Origin of the sequence: uncultured Clostridium sp. (assembly GCF_963527835.1) — a bacterium.
GTDB lineage: Bacteria > Bacillota > Clostridia > Clostridiales > Clostridiaceae > Clostridium.
Genome location: NZ_CAURTC010000023.1, coordinates 30420 through 57046 on the forward strand (window position 1 = coordinate 30420; position 26627 = coordinate 57046).

Sequence of the window (26627 nt, forward strand, 5' to 3'; positions counted from 1 at the left end):
ATTCTGTAAACACTTATTTGTAAATTCTAAAACTTACCCCAAACGAACATTTTATTATTCATTAAGTTCTCCTTTTGAATTGTACTCTAAATAGATATCTTAGTTTTCATTATATTGATTAATTTTATTTTGTATTCCATTGAATATAGTACATGCAATACATAATATTATAATAATTAAGGATATATATGCTAATAAATTAATAATAAATATTGTTAGTTTATTATCTAATAGTTTAGTAAATCCTAATGGAATTATAATTATAGCTATAAAAAGGCACCATATCTGAAACAAATACCATAGTTCTTTTCGTAACTTTATCCAGTCTATCTTCTTTTTTAGTGTTATTCTTGTTTGTAATATTTTTTTTATATTTAATATTGAAGTTATAATATATTTAATACAATTTATAAAACCTACAATTAATAGAATTACTAGTACAAATTTAAATATAAATCTTATCACACTTCCCAAAAAACTTAATTCATTATAATATTCAAACTTAACATTGTAAAAAATATAATCTAAAAAGTTACTTAATATTCCATCTAAAAAGTTGCCTATTTTCATTAATATAAATGGCATAAATTTGTCCATTCCAATTATAATAACTAATGAAGATAAAAGAAAAATAATAATTTCTCTCTTTTTTTTACTATCAGATAATTTATATAATAAACATATCTGTTTTATTAATTGAATAAATAGTATAAAATATTTTTTAATATTAAAAGATTGAGCAATACTATTTATCTGTTTAAGTAATTCTTCACCTCTCTTCTCTATAAATTCTCTACTCTTATTCTTATATTCTTTTATTAAATTTGTATAAGATGTAATACACCTATCTATAGACATAATTAATGTAAAAATTAAAGTCATAAATTTAAAATTAACAATATCAACATTAGGATTGTTATATATATCTTTCAAAGAATCTAATGTAGTAATTAATGTAATAATTGTAGAAACACTATATAATAATAATTTTCTTTTGTAACTAATATACATATCATTGCTTCCATATACATATATAATAAGAGTAGTAATTGATGCTGCAAGAAGTATTATTCCTAAGGAAGTATTAAAATTAATATTATTTACATTATTCTCTATAATATATTTATACATAAATAATGTTAATAAAAACATTAATGCAAGCCAAACACAAATGCAAAATATAAATTCTTCAAAAATTCTTTTTATATTTAATTCATCAAATATTGATAAAATAAGTAATTTAATTTTTGATGCTAAATTAAAATCTTTATGTAATAAATTTTTAAAAGTTATTATTCCTAATATTATAAAATATAATATTAATAATGACGTAAATGATAAAATAATTTTTTTGCTTGACAATATTAATAATAAATAAGTAAACAAACTAATAATTATATCAACCATCGTTATTAGAAATAAGTTAATCAAAATAACAAACATTAGTTTTTTATTTGAATGATAATAATTTATTTTTTCTTCACATAAATAAATAATACCTAATATTATATTTAATCCTCCTCTTAATATTTTTAAAATCCATTCAAATTTCTTCATTTTTATGCTCCTCCTAATAATATATGTAGTTATTATATACTTTTTTAACTTTATTTTCATTTATTCTTAAAATTGTGTATAATTTTATATTTTTAGGAATTATATTTATATAAAAATAACATTTATTAATCGTGTTAAATATCTTTATGATATACTTAAAAATTGTCCAAAGATTAAGCCAGATATAGTCCTAGATTATCCGTCCCCTATTTACCTAATTAAAATTGAATGTTTAAAGCTATCCTTGAAATTTTCTTTAGTATAGTTTCTATAAATACAAATTTAACTATAACAACTGAAGAGACTTCAATCATAGAACATTTATTATATTTTATGTCAAAATAAATACTTGTGTTATCCAAATATTAGTCTATAATACAAATATACCTATACTCACATAATATATATTTAGAACCCAATTAATAAACTTAGAAGTATCTTAATTTACTAGTTAGACCTATCCATTTAAAATTTTGTTTTTCAATTTAATTATGAAAAAATTAAAGGAATACTTATTATAATAAAAGTATTCCTTTACCTTTTTTATATTAATCTACCATAACCTGTTTAATCAATTCAATTTCTTCTATTGTTAATCCTGTCAAATCTCTAATAGTTTCACTATCTATACCTTTTTTTATTGCAACCTTTGCTGTTTCTATTGCTTTTTCTTTTTTTCCCTCGTTTTTTATAATCTTGCCTAGCTCTGTCATTTTTAATTCCTCCTTTACCTTCTCCAAATCTTTTCCTTCTAAAAATTTACTGGCAAAAGCATATAACATTGATTCAATATCATATATATATTCACTATCTATATCTTTAACTATTTTTATTGCATTTAATATTTTATCACCTTTACTTAATTCTCCTCCCATTATAGGAGTAAATGTTAATGTTATTAAATCTTGTTTTTCTATCTTATCACCATTTTTTATTTTATTTATTATCTTTTCAAATACTTTATCTCCATCTTTATTTGCCATAGATATCACTCTAACATTATAAGTATTTATCCCACTTGTATAACTATTTAATGGATTTTTTATATTTCCTGAATATATAACATAAGTTACTACATCCTTATTCATTTCAAGCTCAAACAATGATTCATAAGCTTTGAATCTTCTTAAATCTGCGACTCCCTTATCTGTAGTTTGGAACTCTATGTGTATATAAGTATCATCTTCCATCAAGAAAGTATAGTCCATAAACATATTCTTAGCTTGTAATACCACTATTTCAGTTGAACTTACTTCTTTAACTCTCTTTTCTATCCCAAAGAACTTTAAACCTTCTTCTGCAAAAACATCCATAGCTCTTTTCATTATCATATCCTCATAATTTATACTTTTCATATTCAAGCTCCTTACCCCATTATCTATACTTTTATTATAGACTAATACCATATGTATTTAAACTTCTATAATAATTCTCTTCTGATAGTAAAACTTAAAAGTCTATAGTATAATAGGCTTAATATATAATTTAAGATTACATAGTTGAAAATAACACAACTATAACACAACACAGCTAATTTTCTTTATAACATTTCATAATTAAATAAAATTAAGATAGCTTAAACACAAGTAAAACAAAGCCTTAGAAGAGGCTATAAAATACACTAAAATGTAGCTACGCGAACTTCTAAACTTCTGAATTCTAGAAATATTAACACTATAACTAGCTTATTTACTTGGTTTTAAGATTTGATTCTTAACTAAGAGTGTATAAAATAACAAAATAATAACACAACCCAATGAATGAAACTTTACGTGCCTAAATCCATTATTCTTTAAAACCTTAACAAAAGATTTGCTTAAAGTATCAGATAATATATGCTGACCCCATACGCTAAAAATTCAATTGGAACTAGTAATCGAGTCCTATCTTTTGAACTACAGCAGACAATTAGGTTTATTGAATCTGTTCAGAACGAAATAAAAATATTAGATAATCAAATAAAAGAAGTTGTTACCGAATTGAATTCTCCTATAATGACAATACCAGATATTTCTTATACACTAGCTGCTATAATATTAGCTAAAATGGGAGAAATAGAGTATTTCACTACTCCTGCAAAGCTCCTGGCTTTTTCAGGATTAGATCCATCTACATATCAATCTGGTAAATATTCAGCTTCACATACACCAATGGTTAAACGTGGCTCAAAATATCTACGATGTGCTATATTAATCGCTGCCAGGACGATCTCTATTAGATATTCAACATTCTCGAGATATCTATCTAAAAAACAATCCGAAGGCAAACATTATTACATAGCCATGAGCCATGTTGCAAAAAAAACTATTAAGAGTTATTTTTTATCTTTTAAAAACTAATACTGCATTTGTTCCGCAAATATAATCTAATTTTTAAAATAGCAACTTTGTTGCTTTATTTGCCATACACTTTTTTATTAAAACAATAATTAAAGAAATTTACTTAAAAAGACTTGACTTCATATAGTTAGTCTCCGCTTTATAGTCAAAATCATCATTAATTGTTTTTGTCATAATAGACCCTCCTAAAAAATCATATAGTATATTATACCTAAATTACCAAATTATCATGTAAAAAACAGTAGATAATTTTGTTTTTTACATAAAACTATCTACTGTCCCCTTTAATATATTCTTGAAGCTACGCTTCAAACTTCATATTTTAAATTTTATATTATCCTTCATTTAACTAAAATATAATATGTAAACTATCATATCTATAAAGATAGAATTAATTATATTTAATAACTTATTTATTTTTTAAACTCTTATAAACTAATTTACCATCAATATCCTCTGTCGCTATAAAATCTCCTTTTATTTGAATAAGTTTTCCTTCATATTCAACTTCATTACCAGTAGTTAAATTTTTAATGCGTCCTTTAAGAGCATCATTAATTAATATTTCACTTTCATTACTAAAGTATAAATCATTTCTACCTATAGGTGAATCGATGGTTACTTTTTTCCAAGCAGATGTACTTTCATTAACTTTACCATAAAGTATACCTGATATTTTATTTCCATTGAGTTCACCAATATATATTACATCATTTCTATCAATACCTAGAAGTGTTAATTTATTATTAGATCTAAATGTTAATTGTTTATTAGGACTTGTAACAAAAAACTTATTAGTTGCTTTATCTTCATAAATCAGTCTATCTTCATGTGGTATCACTTGCATATTTCCTAAAAATTTAGCATTAATATCAACTTTCTCCAAATCTTCATTTCTATCTATCCTATAGACTATATTTCTTGAATCATACTTTTCTACCTCTATATAATATACATTAGTAAGAACTGATGTAGTCATTTTCTCTATTTGCATGTCTTTTTCATACTTGCAAATTTCTTTTACAAAAGTTTTAGAAGAACTTGCAGCATTATATGTTATAAGTTGAATTTTTTCGACTCCATTCTTTTTCACTTTTTCTACTATCGCAAGTATATCTCTGCTATCTAACCATTGATAGCAGATAATCACTTCATTATCTTCGGTTTTAACTTCACTTACTTTTCCAGTTGCAGTATCTCCAATATATAAGGTTTTGTCCTTAAAATATGTTAAATATTTTCCCTCATATGATAAATCAATATTATCTGCATCACTTGGAATAGTGGTATTAATATCTTTTGTAAGATCTTTTTTAATTTCAATTTTTCTACTTTTAAATTCTGATGAAGTGATAAATACAAAATTATTTAATATATATAAACCACTTATCTGTAATAGTAGTGATAATGCTGCCAAAACAATTAATTTTTTCATTATGGTTGTATCTCTCCTTTATTCAACAATAACTGCTGTTGGAATAGGTCTTTCACCCATGCTATTTGATGGTGTATTAATAATCTCTCCATCATAATACATTGTTGTAGATTTTCCACCATCTAGATTAATCGCATTAATAGCACCCAATTTATATATTACTTCTTGTATCTCTTTATATGTTGCCCCTAAACTTGTAAGACTTCGTCCATCTATAACCATAAGAATTATTGCACCATCTTCTCTTTGTCCAATTACTGTCCTTGGTGCTATTCCTCCATCCACAGTAATATCAGTCATCTTTCCATTTATTACAAGAGTAGGACCAAAGCTTAATGCTTCTTGAACTCCTAATTTTTTAAGTTGATTTTCTGAATACTTACCTACAATTAATATCCCCTCTTTGGTTATTCCAAATAGATCTGTCCTATCGTCTTTATCTAAGCTACTATATATGGTTTCTCCATTACTCATTACAAGTCCATCAGGATATGCTCCAGTGCCTGTCCATTTAACAGATGTCTTATCAACAAATGCTCCTCCATTAATAGATGCAACAGCATCATTATTTTCAGCAATTTCAGATGTGGTTTCACCTTCTATTCCTAATTTAGAGCTAGTTCCTATTTTTATTCTTTTTGGATCATTTACAAGAAGATAATATCCTTTAAACTTAGGATTATCAGTTATATCATAAAGTTCGATTGTATCATCTTTATTCTTTGAAATTTTTACATCATTAACATTAGTTGTTTCACTATTTGTTTCAGATGATTCTTTACCTATAATACTATTTATTTGTTCATCTGATAAAAACCATGTTGCTAAATATTGATGACTCATAGTTTTCATTGCAGATCCAACATATGCTCTTTTTGCATTTTCAAATGGTCCATATAAAAGTAAAAAAGGAAATGTACATGCAGTAAAAATAAGTTCAAATATCAGAAAAAATAATATATTAGTCAAACGTAACTTTTTCTTTTTTCTACTATTCTTTAATTTTGACATTAATCTTATAGACTTCTTTTTATTTATTCGCTCTCTATTCATCACTAGTATCCTTTCTAATAATTACTTGTGGATATTTCATAACCATAAGTATAACTGATGATAATATTATGTAAATAATTAACCATTGTTTTATTATAACAATTATGATTATAACTTACAATTTATTTAATGTCTTTACAATAACTTTCATAGCTTTCTTCTGTTGTTTGATCATGCAAAGAAACTAATATGTCAATTAAGTCCTCTTTATTATTAAAATTAGGACGATTAATATCCAAAATAAAATTTATTTTTATAAAATACAGCCATTTCTTAACATTGAAAGTAGCATTACATACATATTCATACATTCTTTAAAATAGTAATACTCTTATATATCCATTAGATTTTTCACTATATTGACATTATATAATTATATCAAATATTTATTATCAACTAACCAAATCACAGAATTATCTAAATAACCTTCTGCTTGCATATTGTATAGCTTTGAGTAAAGTCCTTTTTTTAGCATTAAACTACTATACGTACCAGTTTCAACAACGATGCCTTCATTTAACACTATTATTAAATCAGACATCTTTATTGTAGAAAATCTATGCGATATCAATATACTAATCCTATTTCCTATTAATTTTTTAAAGTTTTTAAATAATTCATATTCTGTTTCAGCATCAACTGAAGCTGTAGGCTCACCTAAAATTAAAATTGATGAATCACTCATAAATACTCTACTAATAGCCAACTTTTTCCATTATCCTAAGGATAATTCAACTCCATTTGACCATAATTTTTCTAATTTTGTATCAAATTTATTTTCATAATAGTGCTCTACTCTATGATAATATCATTTAAGTATTCTAGCTCCTTAGGGTTAACTTCCAAACATTTGTGATATAATATTAAATGCTTTTCCATGTTTTTTCTAACCAAATTACAGTAATACCTTTTCTTTCTCGTATCAAACTTTTCATTTTCAATCATCATGGCATAACATATACTCTTTTCTTATCTATTCCGTCATATATATTTCCTATTACTGGTTATCTATCAATTTTCTCACATATTAAAAAATCACCGTTTGTTGTAATATATATTTTTCTACTACCAGGAATGCAACATGCATTTAAATTAGTATCTTTAATATGTTTTACCAATATTGTACAGTGATAAATTTTAATAAGTTGCGATTCAATATTGTTCTTTAAAAAGAACTCTTTGTCTTCTGAATTTTTGACTTTATTTAAGTATGTTTCTTCAGACCACATTTTTAGATAGTCAGGAATCCCTCCAGTTTTAGCAATTATTCTTTCAATTTCATCATAGTCGATATTGCTTACACTTGGATATGTTACATTTTTACTTATTGTTTCAGGCAACCAATCCAGATTTTTAAAGAAACTATCTATTTTTTAACCTTTTCAAAAGAAAATGGTTTGTTAAAAACCATACTTAGCGTTATTCTCATATCGGCACTATCACCAAAAGCATCTACTATGTACCTTAATCCATCTACAGAGGCCAAATATTCAACAATTTCCTTTGTCATCAATGTTAAATTGCACTTTTCTGTTAATTCTAATACAATTTATCATCTTACTTTATTATCTAGTTCATCATCTAATTCTTCAAAATCACCTAGAGATACAAACTTGAGCTCATTACCTTGTATAATGAACACATAGTAAAAATTCATTATACTTTTCCTTTCTTAATATTTTTTACTATACTTAACATAAGACGCTGTGGATTAGTTTTTTTACCTATAGCTTGACTATTTCAATTGAGGATATAACCACAGCTTTATGCTTATTTGTTAATTAGTTAGATAACGCATGACGTTTTATATAGAGCAAGGTTACATTTAGCATGAAGCCAGTGGAACATAGCGGACTAAATTGAAAAGGAGTTGTTCTTATAATTTATATTGGTATTGATGTAGCTAAAGATAAACATGATTGCTGCATTGTTGATTCAGACGGTGTTATTATTAATGATTCTCTACGTATATCAAATACGCGCAAAGGTTTTGATAAACTTTATTTATTTATCCTTTCCGTCCTTCCTGATAAGGATATTTCTAACATAAAAATAGGACTTGAATCAACAGGTCATTATAGCATTAATATCCAAAACTTTCTGTATGCTAAAGGCTTTAACCTATCTATTCTAAATCCTTTAGCTACAAATCTTTTCCCTAAGGCTCAAACCCTTAGGAAAACTAAAACGGATAAAACAGATGCACTAGTTATTGCTAAAATGCTCTTTTCTGATGATACAAGATCCTATTCACCTGTATCATATCAAATTCAAGAGCTAAAGTCACTTACTAGACATAGATATAGACTAATCGGTTATAAATCTAATCTAAAAATATCAGTTACTAGACTTATAGATATTATCTTTCCAGAGTTTCCTAAACATGTTTGGTCAATTCATCAGCATTCAGCTTACTGCCTCCTATCGGAGTTGCCGAACCCGAAGGAAATCTCTACTTGTCATATGACTAAGTTAACAAACCTTTTGTATAAAGCATCTAAAGGTAGGTATGGTAGAGAAAAAGCTATTGAATTGAAGGAATCTGCTAAAAATTCTATTGGAACTAACAGCCGTTCATTGTCTTTTGAACTTCAACAAACTATTAGGTTAGTTCAATCTGTTCAAACTGAAATTGACGCTGTAGATAATCAAATTAAAGAAGTTATTATAGAACTAGACTCTCCTATAATGACTATTCCAGGTATTTCTTATACCTTAGCATCTATAATTTTAGCTGAGGTTGGTGATATAAATAGATTTACAGATCCAGCTAAGCTCTTAGCTTTCGCCGGTTTAGATCCATCAACATATCAATCTGGAAAATATAATGCTACACACACTCCTATGGTAAAACGTGGTTCTAAATACTTACGTTGGGTTATTTTAACAGCCGCAAGAACTGTTTCTATGAGAGATAAATCTTTCTGTGATTATCTTGCAAAGAAACAGAGTGAAGGCAAGCATTACTATATTGCTATGAGTCACGTAGCTAAAAAACTAATACGCGTAATATTTTACCTTTTAAAAACTAATATTGCATTTGCTGCACAAATATAATTCTTATTTTTTTAAAAGCAACCTAGTTGCTTTATTAGTCATGCACTTTTTTAAAAACTAAAAATATAATTTTTACAATAATTTATATTGACTTCATATAGTTAGTCTCCTTTTAGAATATCTTCTTGATCTATAGCATTCCTAATATTTATTACTGCTTCAAGATAGTCTTCAGCACTAACTTCATCCTTCAAATTTTGTACTTCATCTATTTTACCTGCTCTAATTTTTTCTAAAACCTTATACTCAAGTTCACTACAATTTAAAACTTTACTAGTTCCTGTATCATAAATATAATAAGATGAATCTGTTTTGAAAAGCTTAGCTAAAACTTTGGATTGACTTGTATTGTTTTTAAAATATTCAATATATTTATCTTTTTTGTTAGATAATTTTTTCATTTCCAAACTACATTACCTCCCTTATATTTTTGAGTACTCTCAGAAACTCTATAATATCCGAGTTTACTCGATTTTTATTTTATATATTCTTTTAGTTTCCTCCAACTAAAATTTATCAAATGTGAACTCGTAGTAAAAAAGATATTTCTTTTTTACTACGATGATTGATATAACTATTCATCTTTATGCAAGAATTTAACTGTAAACTTTTTTTGAGTTGCTAATACTAATTTTTTCAAGTCTTTTTAATGATACCTATTTGTTAGGCCTGTTTTTAATTATTTGATTACAAAAACTAGGTATAAATGTAATTATAAACAATTCCACTCTCCATATAAGTTAGTTTTCCAATCATTTTTATTTTAGAAAATTATTTAAAGCTAAAACTTAAGAGTAAACAGGAACAGTGCTTAAATATCTTGAATAAACAGATGCTACAGTTCTCATAGATCCTGTGGAATAGGCTTTACCATTAGCTACATATTCAAAATAGCGCCTTCTACCATGTCTTCCTGAGTATATTTTTTATAATGTAGTTGTCACTAGTTAGCTATCACTATTTATTTAAATAGTGAATAATCAACTACAACTAAATATTCTTAGAATGATTAGTTTTTGTAAATATATATTGCATGAAACTTAAAAAATTAGGAATGAAAAGTAAATATTCTAATATTTTCAGTTTATTTTTCTGTTTTTATACATATAAAATATTCGTTTCATACATATTTTTTCATGTTTTATGCTCTTTTGGTTTATTATATTTAAAATTAATGGTATATTTTATGTAATAATATAAATGGGTGAAATATAAATGATAAACAAAGTTGCACTAAAAATAACAGACTATATACAAAAGAATGGCAATATTACGAATATTGATGATTTAGAAAAAATAAATTATTCATTACAAGCTATTTTTAATGAATCATTTAAAATAGTTATATTGATAATTTTATTTTCTATACTTGGAAAAATAAATTATTTCTTATTTTCAATATTAATTTTATTTTCTATTAGGATTTTTGCTGGTGGATACCATTGTAATACGAACATGAAATGCTTATTATTTTCAATATTACTTTTTTTAATAACCTGCTTAATTAGTCCTATTTTACCTAAGATAAATAATTTAATTTATTATATAATATCATTGTTAAGTATTTTTATAGTTATATTGAAATCACCCTATCCAAATAAAAATAGATCTATAAAAAATAAAAAAAGAAAGCAGATCTTTAAAATAATTTCCACTTTCTTCACAATGCTTTGGTCATGTATTTTATTATTTTATATAAAAGATATAACTTATTTAAACTGTGGTTTTTTGACCATTATATTACAAGTAATACAGTTAATATCTATTCAGAAAGGAATAAATCAATGAAATCAAAAAATAACTTAACGGTACATATGTTAGGCGCATTTTTAATAGCTTTATCTCAAGTTATAGCTTGCACAGTTTCATTTGGACTTATAGGTGAACCTAATCCACCTAAAAGTTTATTAAAATAATACTTTAAAAATTGTATAATTATCTTCAAAAAATAGTTGAATATTATCACCGCTTTGTTCAACTATTTTTTACATTATAAAGTCTATAACCTCTATTATTTCCTTCTTTAATCGAAAAACCTTGTTCAAATATATTTGAACGAGGCGTCGGTATTCCTTTATTTTTAATTTCTAAAATTGGTGTTAGTATAAAATAGTGACACATTAAGATGAACTAAGTAAAATAATATTTAGTTAAGAAAGGATGTATGGTGCTCCTATGATTTACCACATACTTGAAGCAAAAGGTTTTAAAGTATCTTTAAATACAGACCTCATTCAAACAAAAAAAGTATCAGAAGATTCAGAAAACGTTTTGAAAAGAAATTTTACAACTACTCCTATTAATTAAAAATGGGGAGGAGATACTACATATATTCATATTATTAAAGATGGTTGCTGCTATTTAGCTTTAATTTTTGATTTACATTCTAAAAAAATAATTTATAGAAATACATACTGCACCTTCGAAGACGCTAATATAGTTATATTTAAATGTATAACAAAAAAGGATTCACTCTTCTATTAATTACATGACTTCACATCAATGTGAATTATTTGCTGGAAATGCAGCTTGAAAAAAGTTTGACTTTTATGTCCAATATATTGCATAAGACCACTTTGCCGCTGGGCACTATTTAAACCTACCAAAGCCGAAATAAACATTCATACAAGATTTGATTTGAATAATGATATTCCTGATGCATTTATATTTACAAATATTGTTAAACATGATAAAACTGCTATGGATTCCTTAATTGATAATAAACATTGTATTTATGTGTTTGATAAAGGTTATTTAGATTATAAAAAATTTGATCAATACACTAAAGATGAAAAATACTTTGTAATTAGATTAAAGAATAATGCCATAGTTACTGAAATCAAAAACTTAAAAATAAGTCGCAATTATGAAAGACTTTTAGATGTAAGAACTAGAATAATCTGTGACAAAATAGTAAAGCTTGGATCTTAATATGCTTATCAAACCAAACAAGAATACCTCCTTATAAAAATTGTAGATAAAACAAAATCTAAAATTCAAAACTTTTATAGGACGATTATTAAACGCAGTGATGATTTAAATAATCACGGGAATTATGACCTTCGCTATATTTAAACTTATAGAACCATTGATTGAAACAAGAACTACATTAATTAAAGTTAAAAGAGCTATAAAGGCTAATCTCTTCGAGATTTACGAAGTTGATCAATTTAATTGGTCTTATATTTTTAATAGTTCCTAATTTTAAAGTGAAAATATAGCATTAATAAGAAAAAATATCCACAAAAAATTCTGTTTTCATGTTCAATTTTATTGGATATATATTTCATGTAGCATGTTACACAATTTTTGGAAAAGTCAATGGTAATATCAACTATTGATTAAACAGTAGTGATTTTTTTATATTTTTAAAAATATTATATACATTAACTTTTTCTTTATTTGTATATACTTTAATTATATTTTCACAATAACTTTCGTAGTTTTCTTCTACTGTTTCACCATACAAGCAAACTAATATATCAATTAAATTATCTTTTTTTAATTGATATAATTCCTCTTTATTATTAACAATAGTAAATATTATATCTGGTTGAATCCAAAAATATAATAACTCTACTTTATTGCTAATTGTTTCTATAACAGAGGTATCATCATTTTCTATTTTAAAAATTCCATTCTCTATGGATGTTCTTTTAAATCGATCATATAATGCAACTCCATAGTATCCATCTTCCCTTACCTTTTTTATCAATTGAATTAATGTATTCTTTATATCAAAAAAACTTTTATTAACAATAACTACATTAGGAACTTCTATTTTCATTCCAATATTATTCTTCATGTAAATATATTTTTTTTCTAAAAAATACAAAGAATTTTTAATTTCATAAGCAGAATTATTTCTTAATTTTTTTTTTATTTCATTTAAAGAAAATATACCTTTATTCATTAAATTACATACTTTTGCTGCTATAAATGGAGTTGCAAAGCTATTACATTTTATTATTTCTATATGTTTGTTTAGCTTTCTGAATTTATAATTGCATGATGTAGTAATATCAATTCCATGACAAGAACTAGAATTCCAAATATACTCGCCTTCTTTAAGAATATTCATATTATCATATCTAACGCCAATCACATTATGTAAGCATGCTGGATATGTTATCGCTCCATTATTTCTACAAGCAGCTACAATAATTATTCCACTCTCACATAACTTATTTATATATTTCTCTAAATATATAAAATCATTAAAATTTGTAGTCCCTATACTCATATTAATCAGTTGTATATCATTTTCTAGACACCATTGTAATGCAATAATTAAGTTTTTTATTTCTGTACCGCTCTCTAGATTTTCTATTATTTTTATACTATATAATTCATAATTTGAAGCATAATTATAGAAGATATATGTACAAATTGTTCCATGGCTTATCTCGCACTTTGTATTCTGTTCAAAATCATATATTATTTTCCCATCTAAAATTTTATAGTTAATTATATTTTTATTAAAATTAAACAACTCTCTATTAACACCATCATCTATAATTGCTACTTTCAATTTATCCATCTTTACGCCTCTTTATTTTTCATATTAAAGCCCTTCCATATATAACAGAAGGGCTTTAACACATATAGATATTATTTATTATTTGAAATTATTTGAGCAGAGTCTTATTAGCCTCTAAGGTAACTTTCTACTTTAAATACTGTACTTGACCAGTTATTACCACTTGTACATTGAGCTACATTATTTTCACATGTATAGTAACATCCTACATAAGCTTGAATTGTATTTGCTAATTTAATATTTCTTTTTGCTAATTTTTTCATATCCTTTTCCTCCTAAAACTAAAAAATTATATATTATTGATAACTTATTTATAAAAATTTGGTTATCTATATGTGTTCTAATTAACTAATAATCCTGTATACAGATTGAATTAAATTATTGATAGTCATTATATCAAAATTATCAGTTTGAAAAATACTTGTCATATTTACTTGTAATTCTTTTTCTAATTCATTAATTACATAAATAAAATCTCTTGGTGATATATTATATTCATTACAAAATAAGTTTTTATTTTTATCAAAATGCGAGATTTGACATCTTTTCACCAAGATAGAAACCAATGTTCGATCTATTTCTTCTAAAGAAATTTTTTTCATTCATACTCACCTCATATATTCTAAATTACTACTACATTTTCGCTTAAATTATTTATAATATTTTCATAAATATCTTTCTCATCAGCTTCATTAAATACACTATAAATATTTAATCCATTCTTTTGAAAAATTTCTTTATTTTTTGCAACAATATCATCTGCTTTTTCAGTATTATTAATTGTAATATATTTATCTTTTTCAGTTCCTGCTAAATCTCTACTATAACTTGAATTTGCTATTGAAAAGTATTCTGTTTCGCAATGTAAATTATATTTACAATGATTACTCATTTCTAAAAACTCATCACTACATATATGTTCATTAAAATACATACTTATTATTCCAATGTCGCCTTGTACGGCACTACTTATAATATTTGCCATTTCTCCAAATCTATTATTATTATCAAGATCTATTGGCATTATACCTAAAGGCATTCCTATAATAAATATATCTGGTTTTTCATTTATTTGCATTTCATAAATGTAGTGATTTAAAGCTAATATTCTAATTGAAAAATCTATATTAGAATCGTATATAAAATCTGGCAACGATGAAAATCCAAAAATTTTACTGAATTCTTTAGTTCCAAGTTGAGAAACTTTATATCCATCTTTCACAAACCTTCTACGCAAACTTAATTGTATCTCAAATTTATTACAATGTATTCCTGCACCAAAAACCAATATTACTGGTGTACTTATTTCAATTATTCCCCTTCTATAATTCCAAACAATTTTTTCTTTATAATCTACAGGATTTTCTTCTAATATTTGAATTTTATTTTTTATTTCTTTTTTTAGTTTGAGTTTCTTTTCTAATGATGATTGAATTATTATCTCTTTTTTTCTTAGTAAAGCCAACTCTATCTTTTTTTCATAATCTTCTTGTGAAATTACGTAATCACTATATAAAAATAGCACTACATCACATTTGTTAATTTCTTCTTCAAATGAATCTGATATTTTTAGTCCTATTTCTTTTCCACCATCTACATAACTTGCATCTTTCTCTTGAAAATTCATTCCTTTTAAAGCTACTATACTTACTAATTCATAATCTATTATCATATCTTTATATCTTGCAATGCTACTTAAATCTTTATCGTATGGATAAACCATTAACTTCTTCATTAAATGTATTCCCCCTCAAAATCAAAACCAAATTCTTTAAGCATACAAATGTCTTTAAATTCTTCTAACAAAGCATTTTTTATACCACTACATTTTTTTAATCTCAATTCTCTCGATAATTCTTCGGTATCATCCATAAGTGCAAGACAAGTTGTACAATATCTAAAAGCCCAACACTCTAAGCATTCTTTTTCTGTAACCTTTCCCAAATTAATAATTTTTTTTATTTTATCTATGTTCATCCCATTATGAACATTTCCAATGATAGCATTTTTAGACTTTTCGCTCACACGCTCACATGTATAAAAATTACCATCAGCATTTAAAAATATACGAGTAGTACCAGCTATACATGGACCACCTGGATGAAATTCTTCTGGAAGGAAATTACTTTCAGAAAATTTACTATAAGTAAATCTTAATTCTCTAATAATTGGATAAAACAGTCTAGATACATATTTCTTATCTAATTTACCTAAAGCCATTAATAAAGCTTTAAACTTACCATATTTATGTGATAGTATATATCCTTCATCATAGTAATGTTTTGAAGTAGAATATGCTTCTGTTAACATATTAGTTATAACCATAGCATCTTTCATAATGCTATCATCATCATAAAAATTCTTAATACAATTGAAATCACTTTTAGTAGAAATTACAGTATTAAATGTTAAATTATCAAATAACTCAGGATATTCTTGTTTTATATATCTTACATTCTCTATAACTTTATCAAATGATCCTTCGCCATTAGCAAACTTTCTATTTAAATTATGTTGCTCTCTTGTACCATCTAAGCTTATCGTTAATTCAAAATCATTCTTAATAAAATATTTTATATTATCATCACAGAATAATGTACCATTTGTGGTTAAATTATATTTTATAAGTTTTCCTTCTTTCTTATGTTCTATATAATCTACACACTTTTTAATTAAATCCATTTCTAAAAGTGGTTCTCCACCATAAAAACTAAATCTAATTTTATGTAAATCTTTTGAATGTTCAAAAAGATAATCTATTCCCTTCTTAGCCATTTCAAAACTCATTTTCTTATTACTGTGACTTCTATTATCATAATTTCCTTCTCCATAAAAACAATAACTACATCTTAAATTACAGCATTGAGTTAATTGTAAAACCATCTGACCTGCTTTATTACTAACCCTATCTTCAATTGTGTCTTCATATGGATTCTTTATTCTTTTTAATGTACTTTGACATAAAAAACCTTGTTTTGTATATTTCTTAAACTTGCGACTATTTTCCTCAAATTCGTTATCATTATCTATTGAAGTTAATAATTCATACTCATCCTGTAAGACTTTTATAATTTTATCTTTATTTCTGTCGTATACATAATAATTTTCTTTTGTTTCAAAACCTTCATATACCCTATTCATTATCTAACAGCCTCCTCTACTCTATAATTTATAATCTCTTTAGGAATAAGACCCTTTGACATTAATTCTTCATAAATTCCTATAGATTTTACAATTCCATTCTCTAAAACTATAATCTTATCCATATTTTTCAATATATCAGTCCTATGTGTTATAATAAATGTAAAATCATATTTATTACTTCTTTCCACCATTTCATTAAATATTTTTTCAGATTCTATATCAAAATTAGAAGTTGCTTCATCCAATATTAAAATCTTACTATTCTCTTTTAATATAGTTCTTACAATAGCTACTCTTTGTTTTTCTCCCCCCGATAGCCTACTTCCAGTAAATCCAACATTCATATTAAATTTTTCTTGTTTAGTTAATGCAAACTCTATAAACTTCTCAATATTTTCTTTTCTGCACAACTCTAGTAATTTTTCTTCACTCATTTTATCTAATAAATCAATATTTTCCTTAATTGATTTATTAAATAAAAATACATTTTGGTTCATAATAGCAAATAGTTCTCTGTAGTTAAATAAGTCAATTTTCTCTATATTGACATTATCTATATAAATACTTCCGCTAGTAGGCTTATATAGCCTTAGTAGAATATTCATTAAAGATGTTTTTCCACTTCCATTTCTACCAATGAAAGCTATCTTCTCTCCTCTGTTAAAAGTTAAATTTATATCTTTAATTGTATCTTTGTCCTTATATCTTAAACAAACATCTTTAAACCTAATAGTATTTAATTGAAGGCTCTTAGGCTCTATAGATATTTTTTTATTTTCTTCTTCTTCTTCTAAATCCATAAATTCTAAATAGCTATCCAAAGCCGGAATTATATTTGATAATCTATATTTAATAGATATTAATGCTGAAATAGGATTTATTACTAACGAAGAATACATAATGAATGACAATAATCCACCTATAGTTAATTCTTTATTAATTATCATAAAAGCGCCTAATATATATATGGAGTTTGTTATAGTACTTCCAACTAATTCACCTAGAAAATCATTAAATGAATTTAAAGTATCTATTCCGCTCTTTAATTTGACTCTTGTATTAATTAAATCCGTAAATTCTCTTTCTTTTTTGGAATACAGATTCCAAAATTTTATTTGTTCAATTCCATTTAATATATCACCGTGCCAAAATCCTATTTTATTTACTATCATTATCATTTTTTTAAATTTTTTTTCATTTATTTTGGTCAAAGTATTCATGATTAAAATCTTTATTGGAATAAAAAGTAATGTAAAGATTGTAAGTTTAAAACTTATAAAAAATAATCCTATAAGACCTCCAATTATATTAAAAATTTGCATAAATAAACTTAAAAAACTTCTATTAGCTAGTAGTACAATATTATCAATATTAAACGATAAGCTTTGTATTATCTTAGAAAAATTTCCTTCATGAAAATACTCTATTTTAATACGTAATAATTTCTTTATTGATTCAACTGATAAATCTACTAACATTGTATTTTCAATTTTGATATGTATTAGTGATTGAATAAAATCAAATGCCTGTCTTATTATTAATGCAAGAATAATAAATAAAACATAACGTATAATTAAATTTAGATTTAGTACTAAAAGTCCATTATCTGTTAATTTTTTCATTAACATTGGAATTAGTATACTTACTATAGAAATAGCTAATGTACAAAATATTGAACATAATATTAGCATTTTATAAGGAAGAAATAAGTCTTTTACTTTCTTATTTATTTTTGTATCAAGTTTAAAAAACACCCAAATCCCCTCCATTAATTACATTTAATAATATATTTTTATTTTATAGAGCCTAATGACTTTTAACTCTAAAATTTCTGCACTATAAACATTGTTGTCATATAATAATTCCAATACTAATGGTTTCAGTAGCGCTTTTTTAATCTTTAGCAATATAATTATAAACAAGTCACCATTCCTATAAATTGACTTAACAATAAATCTTATTTTAGGATTGGTGACTTTTAATTATTTTTGAAATCCATTTTTTCTTAATAATTTATAAAAACATTATTGTTCTCTCTCAAAATGTAAACTTGACATTTTAATCAATAAAATATTTAAAATTTATTCAATCAATTTCTATAATACAATTTATCACCCGAGTTTTTACAAAAAAACAAATATTCAAAAGTTTAAAATACCAAGAATACTTTAATACTTTCTAATAATCAGCAAATATTAATTTTATATATCAAACTTAAACCTCAACAGTGCTCAAATATGTTGTTGAAACATATACTGTAGTTCCATCCCATAATTCAAAATAAGCACGTCCATCTACAACGCCTTCAAAACGATGAGCTTCTCCTCTATTCATTACAGCATATCCATCAACGGTCTTAATTTTATTTCCATTAGCCTCTCTTATATATACACCGTTTCCAGTGCACCATAAAATTCCACCATTAAAGTCACTAGATGGTCGATTGGTAGAACTTGATCTAAGTTGTATAGATGAAACTTTATTTATAGATCCTGTATCAACGTTTGAAGTAGTTGCTGCATTTGCTGGTATTGCTGATAATAAACTGGCACCTAATACTACTGTGCTTACTATCATTTTTAATCTTTTATTCACTATAATCACTCCTATATAAGTTTTATTAAAAATTTTAACATTCTTATTTAATTTTTAAATTTAAGTAATTTACTACAATATAATTTCATTTATTGCAACCTAGTGTATAAACTGAGGTTTTTATATTAATGAACAATATTCGTAAAATTTAGAAGTTACGTAACTATTTATTTAATAGCAAATAATTATCTGCATCCATATATTCTCATTATATTTAGTTTTTGTAAACATTTATTGTATGAAACGTAAAAAATCAAAGATGAAAAGTAAATATTCTATATTTTTTGTCTATTTTTTAAATTTCCCTATTTTATATCTAAAAATATACATTTTATGCTAAAAATATTGCTTTTTTGTTTATACAATGTATAATACTTGTTTTTCACTTTAATTCAGCAAGTAGTTCTTTTGATAAAATAGAATATATGTTAATTTTCTTACAGTTTAAAAGTATTACATGATAAAAGTATCGCAAATTCATGTTTATATGTTCCTCTTTCAAGTGACAGATTAATAAATAAAAATCTATCACTCAAAAAGGGAGTGTTTTTGGGTTTCCAAAGAACCAAATATACAGCAGAAGAAAACTATAAAATTTTAAATGATTATAAGGATTAATTTAAATTTATACAATATATTTACATTAATCATAAAATTGGTGCTTATACCTTCCATGAATAGAGATATAACTGGTATTTATGGACTGAAAGAAATGAAGAAATCTATTAAAAAATGAATAACTACATCTTTTAATAATTATGATGCAGGCAATACAATAAATAGTTTATACTTCGCTTTCTTTTGAGAAGAGAAATATTGAATTACGAGCGTATTAAAAGATACTAATTAGTTTAAGCTAAACAATAATAATTAATATATTGAAATAAAAAGGAATTAAGTGTAAAATTAAATCATATCCTATCCAAATATAGCTAACAATAGATAAATTTGTATAAACCAATTATAATTACAAAAAATAATATATTGTATATAAGTTCTAATTAATAAACTTCATTGATTTTAAACATTTGATAATATTATATTTATTTTGTGAGGTGATTATTGTATGAAAAATATAAAATATAGTAAAGAATCAATACTTGAATTAGAGCAATAATAAAAGAACTAAGAATGTATAGACGATATTCTGTTGTTTTAAAACATTTTCAAGGATTAAGCAATAAAGCTATAGCTCAAATGGAAGGTTTAGAAGAACATACCGTTGGAAACTATATCAGAAATTATAATGTTAATGGGATATATGTCTTATTATGCATAATCCATCCGGTGCACCAAGAAAATTATCTACAGAACAAGAACAAAAACTTGTTGATGTAATAACTAATAATACACCTGATGAAGTTGGATTTGAATCAAGAAAAAATTGGACTATTAAATTGGTGCAAAAATGGGTTCTATCCAATTTTAATATAACTATTAAACATAGTAGTATGGCAGTTATATTTCATAGACTAAATTTAAGTTATACTCGTCCTACTTGCGTTTTAGCGAAAGCAGATAAAAAAAGCAAGAAAAATTTAAAAATGATTTTAAAGACCTAAAAAAACACCTTAATGGCTTAGTTAATACAATTGTATTTGAAAACGAATCAATGATTAGAGATTATCAAGCAATACAGAAAATTTGGTTTATAAAAAGTCATCAAAGAAAAATATCAACCTACGGTAAAAATGCTGGTGTTAAGCTTATAGGAATACTAAACTATGTTACTGGTAATGTTTATTGTGAAGAACATGAAAAATATGATACTGAAGTATTTCATAAATTTTTAAAGAAGGTGCTTATGCAATACCCAAAGGGTAAGATTGTTATGATTCTTGATAATACAAGAATTCATCATGCTAAATTACTTAAACCATTTTTGGAAGAAAACAAAGATAGACTTGAATTAATGTTTTTACCTCATATAGTTCATATCTTAATTTAATTGAGGGGTTATGGGGATTGTTGAAATCATCAGTAATAAACAATGCATTCTTCAAAAGTATATTTAAAGTTAGGGTTGCTGTACAAAAATTCATTGAAACAATAAATAAAGTTTCTACACAAATAATAGACAGGCTATGCATTAAAATGTAGAAACTTTATTAGAAAATATATATATTAAACCCTTGAATAGTAAAAGTTTGGCGGCTTTTAATTCAAGAGTTTTAATAAAAACAAATATATTTCCCAAGTAAGAGAATATATAAAAGTTTTATTTATTGTATAGTCATAGTTTAATATAAAATTAAATTAGCATCAATAAAGTTCTAATTAAAATTGTATTAAACTATAATTTGATAGTATTATTGAAATAACATATTTAATAAATATAACAAAGCTCTCTTACTTTGGTTAATCTGAAGAAGTGGGCTTTTTTGTTTAAGCTTAATATACTTTTATTTAAATAATAACAAATAAATTATTCAGTGTTAAATACAACTTAAGGATGTGAACTATGAAAAACATTTTAATAATTGAAGATGATAAACATCAGAGAAAAAATTTAAAGAATATACTATCTGAAATGGATAAAAATTTAAATATATATGAAGCTGAAGATAAATTAGATGCTTCAGAAATTTGTAATAAAGTATCAATAAATCTTTTTTATGTAGATATTTCTTTACAAAAATCTTCAGGTATAGATTTTTGTAAAGAACTCAGAAAAATAGAAAAATATAAATTTACTTGGATTGTTTTTATAACCACACATATTCAATATATGATTACAGCTTTTAAAGAAATTCATTGTTATGATTATTTATTAAAACCTTATGAAAAAAAAGATTTAATCAAATTAACGAAAAAACTTCTATCTACCACTCAAATAAATGACTTATCTGAAAAAGAAAGAAAACATATAGTTTTAAAAATTAGTAAATATATTAGTGTAAAAATATTTGTAGATGACATTATTTTTATTGAAATAAAACTTAGGACATGCATTGTACATACTAAAAAAAGAAAATATGCAATAAAAGGATTAACTTTAAATAAAATATTAAAATTAATTGATTCTGATGATATTATTCAATGTCATAAATCATTTATAGTAAATATTAATTGCATAGATAGAATTGAAAGTTTATCAAGTACATTATATGAAATTTATTTTAATGATTATAATGAAAAAGCTTTTTTAGGTTATAAATTCAAAAATGTAATTATGGATAGATTCAAATAGCATTATTAATTTTTTGTTTATATTGAAAGGAGTTGCATGCAAATTGGATGTAATCAAAGATTTTATTATTACATTTATTGAATTAAGTGCTTTTATGCTATTATGGCAAAAATTTAGATTGAAAGAAGAAAAAACTTTCTTTAAAAATCTTATTATAATATTAATGAGTACATTTATAATGACTATAACTAATAATATGAAAATTTATTATAATATGTCTTTAAGTTATTTAATTCTCATATTTTCAGTAACATATTTTTATCATAAAAAATTTATCCATGCTCTTTTAGAGTTTTGTTTAATCCTTATAGTAATAATGTTATTACAATTAATAGTTATATTTAGTTTAAACTTTTTTAATTTAAATCACTATTTAGATTCATTTCTATTTGATATTATTGCTAATTTTCTAATATTGGCAATTTCAATAAGTATAAATTATTTACTTCCTAAAAAAATTAATATATTAGAAATCAACTCAAATATAACTTATTATTTTATAATTATTTTTTTGGGAAACATAATAATATTTAAAATAATTTGGGAATATGACAAGATCCTTATTTTAAATAACGTGTTTCTAATAATTCTTGTTCAAGCTATAATATTAATTTTAAATCTAATTTTATATCAGTATATAATGAAAATAACTGAAGAGAAGAAATCTATGTTGATAAAAAATACTTATAATCCAGTTATTCTTAATATTATAGAAGAAATAAAAAGTAAGCAGCATGATTTTAAAAATCATTTAAATACTATAAATGGAATAACAGATACAATAGATAAAGAAAATCTTAAAAAGTATTTAAAAGAATATATACAGTCATTAAACTATTCTAATAAAAGCTTAGAGGATATTCTATATATTAATGATCCAATTATAGGTGCCATAATATACAATAAATTATCCAAAGCAAAAAAGAATAATATTAAGTTTTCATATTTTATAAATAATGATTTAAAAGAATTAAAATTAAAGAGTTATGAACTTTCAGAAATATTGACTAATCTTTTAGATAACGCATTTGAAGCTGTTGAAAATAGGACTAATAAAAAAGTTATATTAAATATAACTTATGAAGATAATGAGAATATCTTAGAAATTAAAAATCAAGGAATACCAACAAATCTTTCAAATATTTCAAAAATATTCGAAAGAGGTTTTTCAACTAAAGAAGGAAATAATAGAGGTTATGGACTTTACAATGTTAAAAAAATAGTTGAACAAAGAGGTGGCAATATTCAACTATTTTTTGAAGATAATTATACAATTTTTAGAATATTATTTTAATAAGCTTTTAGGGGGATTAAGTCCAAATGAAACTGTGCAAGCTATAACATGAGATAAATCTATTAAAAATACTCCTAACATATGTACTATAAAATTCTTTTTTGATTTCATTGATTTACTTCCTTTCTAACATATACTAACTGCATTACTTGTAATACAATGATTAAAAAACATAGTTTAAATAAGTTATATCTTTTATATAAAATAATAAGATGCATACCCAAAACATTGTGAAGAAGGCGGAAATTATTTTAAAAATCCGCTTTCTTTTTCTATTTTTTATAGGTTTTATATTTATTCTTCCTACTCCATAAATTCATTTTATAATTCTAAGGTTTAATCATATTTTTAACTATACATACTTTTATTATAACTTAATTGAAAGTTTCTTTAAACTTAACCTCTTTAATTTATAATAGAATAATTTTTCAGTTTATATTATAATGAGTATAATTGATTTAATAATATGTGAAATAACTATTACATATTCTTATTATATATAACACAACCATAACGCAACACAGCTAATTTCACTTATGATATTACATGATGAAATAAAATTAATAGTGCCTAAATTCAAGTAAAATAAAGTCTTAGAAGAGACTATGATATACATTAAAATTCATATACACGAACTCCAGGAACTAGCGAGTTTTAATATTTTAATGTTGAATAGCTATCACCCCTTATAATATAGTCATTTTAATATTATATAAATTTAATCAATTATAATTTATATTAATCTATAAGGGATAAAAAAGAGGGGTAAATTTATATTTTGCCTCTCTTATTTTATATCAAACATAATTATAAATATAAATAAAGTATTGAATATATTTGTCTACTAATACTTAAACTTAGTAATATCACTCGTTTGATATAGATAAAAGTTATTTTTTAAAACTGTCTACTTTTGTCTACTAAATTTAAGTACATAAAAAGGTACTCACTTTATCGATGAATACCTTGTATATTATTCTTTTTATCTTTTAATTTTTATTACATATTTCTTGTTATCCCTTTTGCCATTGCTTCTCTTAATTAATATCTACCTTGAAATAAGATATATACTATATACTTATTAAATTTATGCTAAGTATATTTCGAAGTTAACTTGTTCATAAGACTATTAAGTAATTTTTCGCTTAACATATTAACATCTCATATACGTTGCAATAAAGATTTTACATTAGTGTTAAGTGTTTAAAATTTTTTAGGGCACTTCTTGTAATATAATTTTATTATCACAACTTATATAGTTAATTTTATCCCAATGCTACATCCAAAATCATCATTATGATAAATCCAGCCATAACTCCTATTGTTCCAGCATTTGAATGATCTCCTGAGTTAGCTTCTGGTATTAATTCTTCTGCTACGACATAAATCATAGCACCTGCTGCAAAGGCTAAAAACCAAGGCATAATTCCTTGAATTGAAGCAGTCAATAAGAATGCAATAATTCCACCAATAGGTTCAACAATGCCTGATAATACACCAAATGTGAATGCTTTTGTATTTGATAATCCTTCCTTTTTTAATGGCAGAGATATTGCTGCTCCTTCAGGTAAATTTTGAAGACCGATTCCAAGTGCAAGTACCATTGCAGATGCAATTGTAACAGTCGCATCTCCATTTGCTGCAAGTCCAAATGCTAACCCTACTGCCATTCCTTCTGGAATATTGTGCATAGTTACAGCAAGTACCAGCATTGTGGTTCTTTTTAATGAAGAAGACATTCCTTCTGGAGATTCACTTGTAGCATGCAAATGAGGAAGTATAGTATCTAATAATAATAAAAATGCGCCTCCAAGTAGAAATCCGCCTGCTGCTGGTATCCAGCCAATCTTTCCTTGTTCTTCTGCCATATCTATAGCTGGAATTAATAATGACCACACTGATGCTGCTATCATTATTCCTGCTGCAAATCCTAAAAATACACGTTGAATATTTGGCTTTACATCATGTTTAAAGAAAAATACAAGTGCTGCTCCTAAAGCAGTTGATAAAAACGTAAACCCTGTTCCCATTAAAACTGCTAATATCGGGGTAATTTCTTTCATTTTTCATTCATCCTTTCTTAAATGTCTATACTTCATTCTCATCTTGAAATTTGATGTATTTGTTATAAGTTAATCAAAAATTTTTCATAACACGGTGGCTTGTTAATGTATTTTTTTAGTCATGCAAAACTTAAAAACAATTACATAGTATTAATAATCCAAAATATATCAATAACTATTATTAAATAACAATACACTTTAATTAAAACTTATATATTCATTTTAATACATAAATTCTAATATCGTATAATATTGTTATTTCATTTTTTTATCATTTTATACTCTTCTTTAAAAAGTAACAGAACAGAAATCGAGTAGGAGCTAAATAATTATTTTATTTAGCGTCCTCTCACACCACCG

24 protein-coding genes and 1 pseudogene are annotated in these 26627 nt (G+C 24.5%); 9 read left to right on the forward strand and 16 right to left on the reverse strand.

All coding sequences use genetic code 11. From position 1 onward, the window contains the following. Positions 1–99: 99 nt before the first annotated feature. Positions 100–1557, reverse strand: a complete 1458-nt coding sequence (locus RYM86_RS11700; protein ID WP_315080646.1) for a hypothetical protein — start codon at positions 1555–1557, stop codon at positions 100–102. 548 nt (positions 1558–2105) lie between these two features. Then, positions 2106–2912 (reverse strand): hypothetical protein, encoded by an 807-nt coding sequence (locus tag RYM86_RS11705; RefSeq protein ID WP_315080647.1) that lies wholly within the window; start codon positions 2910–2912, stop codon positions 2106–2108. A 480-nt stretch (positions 2913–3392) separates the two neighbouring features. Between RYM86_RS11705 and RYM86_RS11710 the strand changes: the two genes are divergently transcribed. After that, on the forward strand, positions 3393–3896 hold the full coding sequence (locus RYM86_RS11710) for a transposase (protein WP_315080648.1): 504 nt from the start codon (positions 3393–3395) through the stop codon (positions 3894–3896). Between the two features lie 409 nt (positions 3897–4305). On the opposite strand, the gene RYM86_RS11715 is transcribed toward RYM86_RS11710, so the two are convergent. The 5 genes from RYM86_RS11715 to RYM86_RS11735 form a co-directional block, all read right to left on the reverse strand. Then, the gene (locus tag RYM86_RS11715; protein ID WP_315080649.1) at positions 4306–5331 is read right to left on the reverse strand and encodes a dipeptidyl-peptidase IV; all 1026 of its coding nucleotides are present in this window, start codon (positions 5329–5331) and stop codon (positions 4306–4308) included. A gap of 18 nt (positions 5332–5349) precedes the next feature. Continuing rightward, positions 5350–6384 (reverse strand): phosphodiester glycosidase family protein, encoded by a 1035-nt coding sequence (locus RYM86_RS11720; protein WP_315080650.1) that lies wholly within the window; start codon positions 6382–6384, stop codon positions 5350–5352. A gap of 373 nt (positions 6385–6757) precedes the next feature. Further along, the gene (locus RYM86_RS11725) at positions 6758–7090 is read right to left on the reverse strand and encodes a hypothetical protein (protein ID WP_315080651.1); all 333 of its coding nucleotides are present in this window, start codon (positions 7088–7090) and stop codon (positions 6758–6760) included. Positions 7091–7388: 298 nt separating this feature from the next. Further along, complete coding sequence (locus RYM86_RS11730) at positions 7389–7724, reverse strand: hypothetical protein (RefSeq protein WP_315080652.1); 336 nt, start codon at positions 7722–7724, stop codon at positions 7389–7391. 26 nt (positions 7725–7750) lie between these two features. After that, positions 7751–7897 carry a hypothetical protein gene (locus tag RYM86_RS11735; protein ID WP_315080654.1) on the reverse strand — a complete coding sequence of 49 codons (147 nt, stop codon included), beginning with the start codon at positions 7895–7897 and terminating at the stop codon, positions 7751–7753. Between the two features lie 413 nt (positions 7898–8310). On the opposite strand from RYM86_RS11735, the gene RYM86_RS11740 reads away from it, so the two are divergent. Beyond that, a complete protein-coding gene (locus RYM86_RS11740; protein ID WP_315080678.1) occupies positions 8311–9441 on the forward strand; it encodes an IS110 family transposase in 1131 nt (376 codons plus the stop codon). A 101-nt stretch (positions 9442–9542) separates the two neighbouring features. Here the strand turns inward: RYM86_RS11740 and RYM86_RS11745 are convergent, their stop codons facing one another. Continuing rightward, positions 9543–9848 carry a hypothetical protein gene (locus RYM86_RS11745; protein WP_315080655.1) on the reverse strand — a complete coding sequence of 102 codons (306 nt, stop codon included), beginning with the start codon at positions 9846–9848 and terminating at the stop codon, positions 9543–9545. A gap of 808 nt (positions 9849–10656) precedes the next feature. Between RYM86_RS11745 and RYM86_RS11750 the strand changes: the two genes are divergently transcribed. From RYM86_RS11750 to RYM86_RS11765, 4 genes are all read left to right on the forward strand, one after another. After that, the gene (locus RYM86_RS11750) at positions 10657–11229 is read left to right on the forward strand and encodes an accessory gene regulator B family protein (protein WP_315080657.1); all 573 of its coding nucleotides are present in this window, start codon (positions 10657–10659) and stop codon (positions 11227–11229) included. After that, positions 11226–11357, forward strand: coding sequence for a cyclic lactone autoinducer peptide (locus RYM86_RS11755; protein ID WP_315080659.1), 132 nt, complete (start codon positions 11226–11228; stop codon positions 11355–11357). Before RYM86_RS11750 ends, RYM86_RS11755 begins: the two co-directional genes overlap by 4 nt. A gap of 259 nt (positions 11358–11616) precedes the next feature. Next, positions 11617–11748, forward strand: coding sequence for a hypothetical protein (locus RYM86_RS11760; protein WP_315080660.1), 132 nt, complete (start codon positions 11617–11619; stop codon positions 11746–11748). A gap of 330 nt (positions 11749–12078) precedes the next feature. Then, complete coding sequence (locus RYM86_RS11765; protein WP_315080662.1) at positions 12079–12372, forward strand: transposase; 294 nt, start codon at positions 12079–12081, stop codon at positions 12370–12372. Positions 12373–12775: 403 nt separating this feature from the next. On the opposite strand, the gene RYM86_RS11770 is transcribed toward RYM86_RS11765, so the two are convergent. The 7 genes from RYM86_RS11770 to RYM86_RS11800 form a co-directional block, all read right to left on the reverse strand. Further along, a complete protein-coding gene (locus tag RYM86_RS11770; RefSeq protein WP_315080663.1) occupies positions 12776–13981 on the reverse strand; it encodes a S8 family serine peptidase in 1206 nt (401 codons plus the stop codon). Between the two features lie 107 nt (positions 13982–14088). After that, positions 14089–14244, reverse strand: coding sequence for a hypothetical protein (locus RYM86_RS11775; protein ID WP_315080665.1), 156 nt, complete (start codon positions 14242–14244; stop codon positions 14089–14091). 81 nt (positions 14245–14325) lie between these two features. Further along, a complete protein-coding gene (locus tag RYM86_RS11780) occupies positions 14326–14583 on the reverse strand; it encodes a hypothetical protein (RefSeq protein WP_315080667.1) in 258 nt (85 codons plus the stop codon). Positions 14584–14603: 20 nt separating this feature from the next. Continuing rightward, positions 14604–15716 carry a TIGR04066 family peptide maturation system protein gene (locus RYM86_RS11785; protein ID WP_315080668.1) on the reverse strand — a complete coding sequence of 371 codons (1113 nt, stop codon included), beginning with the start codon at positions 15714–15716 and terminating at the stop codon, positions 14604–14606. Continuing rightward, complete coding sequence (gene ccpM, locus RYM86_RS11790) at positions 15716–17122, reverse strand: Cys-rich peptide radical SAM maturase CcpM (RefSeq protein ID WP_315080669.1); 1407 nt, start codon at positions 17120–17122, stop codon at positions 15716–15718. Before ccpM ends, RYM86_RS11785 begins: the two co-directional genes overlap by 1 nt. Then, a complete protein-coding gene (locus tag RYM86_RS11795; RefSeq protein ID WP_315080671.1) occupies positions 17122–18879 on the reverse strand; it encodes an ABC transporter ATP-binding protein in 1758 nt (585 codons plus the stop codon). The genes ccpM and RYM86_RS11795 overlap by 1 nt, the downstream gene beginning before the upstream one ends. 460 nt (positions 18880–19339) lie before the next feature. After that, the gene (locus RYM86_RS11800; RefSeq protein ID WP_315080672.1) at positions 19340–19720 is read right to left on the reverse strand and encodes a hypothetical protein; all 381 of its coding nucleotides are present in this window, start codon (positions 19718–19720) and stop codon (positions 19340–19342) included. 1104 nt (positions 19721–20824) lie between these two features. Here RYM86_RS11800 and RYM86_RS18510 point away from each other — a divergent pair. The 3 genes and pseudogenes from RYM86_RS18510 (at position 20825) to RYM86_RS11825 (ending at position 24204) form a co-directional block, all read left to right on the forward strand. Further along, positions 20825–21820, forward strand: a pseudogene (locus tag RYM86_RS18510) (IS630 family transposase). 361 nt (positions 21821–22181) lie between these two features. Next, entirely contained in the window at positions 22182–22910 is a 729-nt protein-coding gene (locus tag RYM86_RS11820) for a LytTR family DNA-binding domain-containing protein (RefSeq protein ID WP_315080675.1), read from the forward strand. 667 nt (positions 22911–23577) lie between these two features. Beyond that, on the forward strand, positions 23578–24204 hold the full coding sequence (locus RYM86_RS11825; protein ID WP_315080676.1) for an ATP-binding protein: 627 nt from the start codon (positions 23578–23580) through the stop codon (positions 24202–24204). Between the two features lie 1265 nt (positions 24205–25469). On the opposite strand, the gene RYM86_RS11830 is transcribed toward RYM86_RS11825, so the two are convergent. After that, complete coding sequence (locus RYM86_RS11830) at positions 25470–26267, reverse strand: ZIP family metal transporter (RefSeq protein WP_315080677.1); 798 nt, start codon at positions 26265–26267, stop codon at positions 25470–25472. Positions 26268–26627: the final 360 nt, after the last annotated feature.

Coding starts and splice junctions, on each gene's coding strand:
- RYM86_RS11700 (WP_315080646.1), bottom strand. CDS start 1,557: ATGAAGAAATTTGAATGGATTTTAAAAATATTAAGAGGAGGATTAAAT.
- RYM86_RS11705 (WP_315080647.1), bottom strand. CDS start 2,912: ATGAAAAGTATAAATTATGAGGATATGATAATGAAAAGAGCTATGGAT.
- RYM86_RS11710 (WP_315080648.1), top strand. CDS start 3,393: ATGCTGACCCCATACGCTAAAAATTCAATTGGAACTAGTAATCGAGTC.
- RYM86_RS11715 (WP_315080649.1), bottom strand. CDS start 5,331: ATGAAAAAATTAATTGTTTTGGCAGCATTATCACTACTATTACAGATA.
- RYM86_RS11720 (WP_315080650.1), bottom strand. CDS start 6,384: ATGAATAGAGAGCGAATAAATAAAAAGAAGTCTATAAGATTAATGTCA.
- RYM86_RS11750 (WP_315080657.1), top strand. CDS start 10,657: ATGATAAACAAAGTTGCACTAAAAATAACAGACTATATACAAAAGAAT.
- RYM86_RS11755 (WP_315080659.1), top strand. CDS start 11,226: ATGAAATCAAAAAATAACTTAACGGTACATATGTTAGGCGCATTTTTA.
- RYM86_RS11760 (WP_315080660.1), top strand. CDS start 11,617: ATGATTTACCACATACTTGAAGCAAAAGGTTTTAAAGTATCTTTAAAT.
- RYM86_RS11770 (WP_315080663.1), bottom strand. CDS start 13,981: ATGGATAAATTGAAAGTAGCAATTATAGATGATGGTGTTAATAGAGAG.
- RYM86_RS11775 (WP_315080665.1), bottom strand. CDS start 14,244: ATGAAAAAATTAGCAAAAAGAAATATTAAATTAGCAAATACAATTCAA.
- RYM86_RS11780 (WP_315080667.1), bottom strand. CDS start 14,583: ATGAAAAAAATTTCTTTAGAAGAAATAGATCGAACATTGGTTTCTATC.
- RYM86_RS11785 (WP_315080668.1), bottom strand. CDS start 15,716: ATGAAGAAGTTAATGGTTTATCCATACGATAAAGATTTAAGTAGCATT.
- ccpM (WP_315080669.1), bottom strand. CDS start 17,122: ATGAATAGGGTATATGAAGGTTTTGAAACAAAAGAAAATTATTATGTA.
- RYM86_RS11820 (WP_315080675.1), top strand. CDS start 22,182: ATGAAAAACATTTTAATAATTGAAGATGATAAACATCAGAGAAAAAAT.
- RYM86_RS11825 (WP_315080676.1), top strand. CDS start 23,578: ATGTTGATAAAAAATACTTATAATCCAGTTATTCTTAATATTATAGAA.
- RYM86_RS11830 (WP_315080677.1), bottom strand. CDS start 26,267: ATGAAAGAAATTACCCCGATATTAGCAGTTTTAATGGGAACAGGGTTT.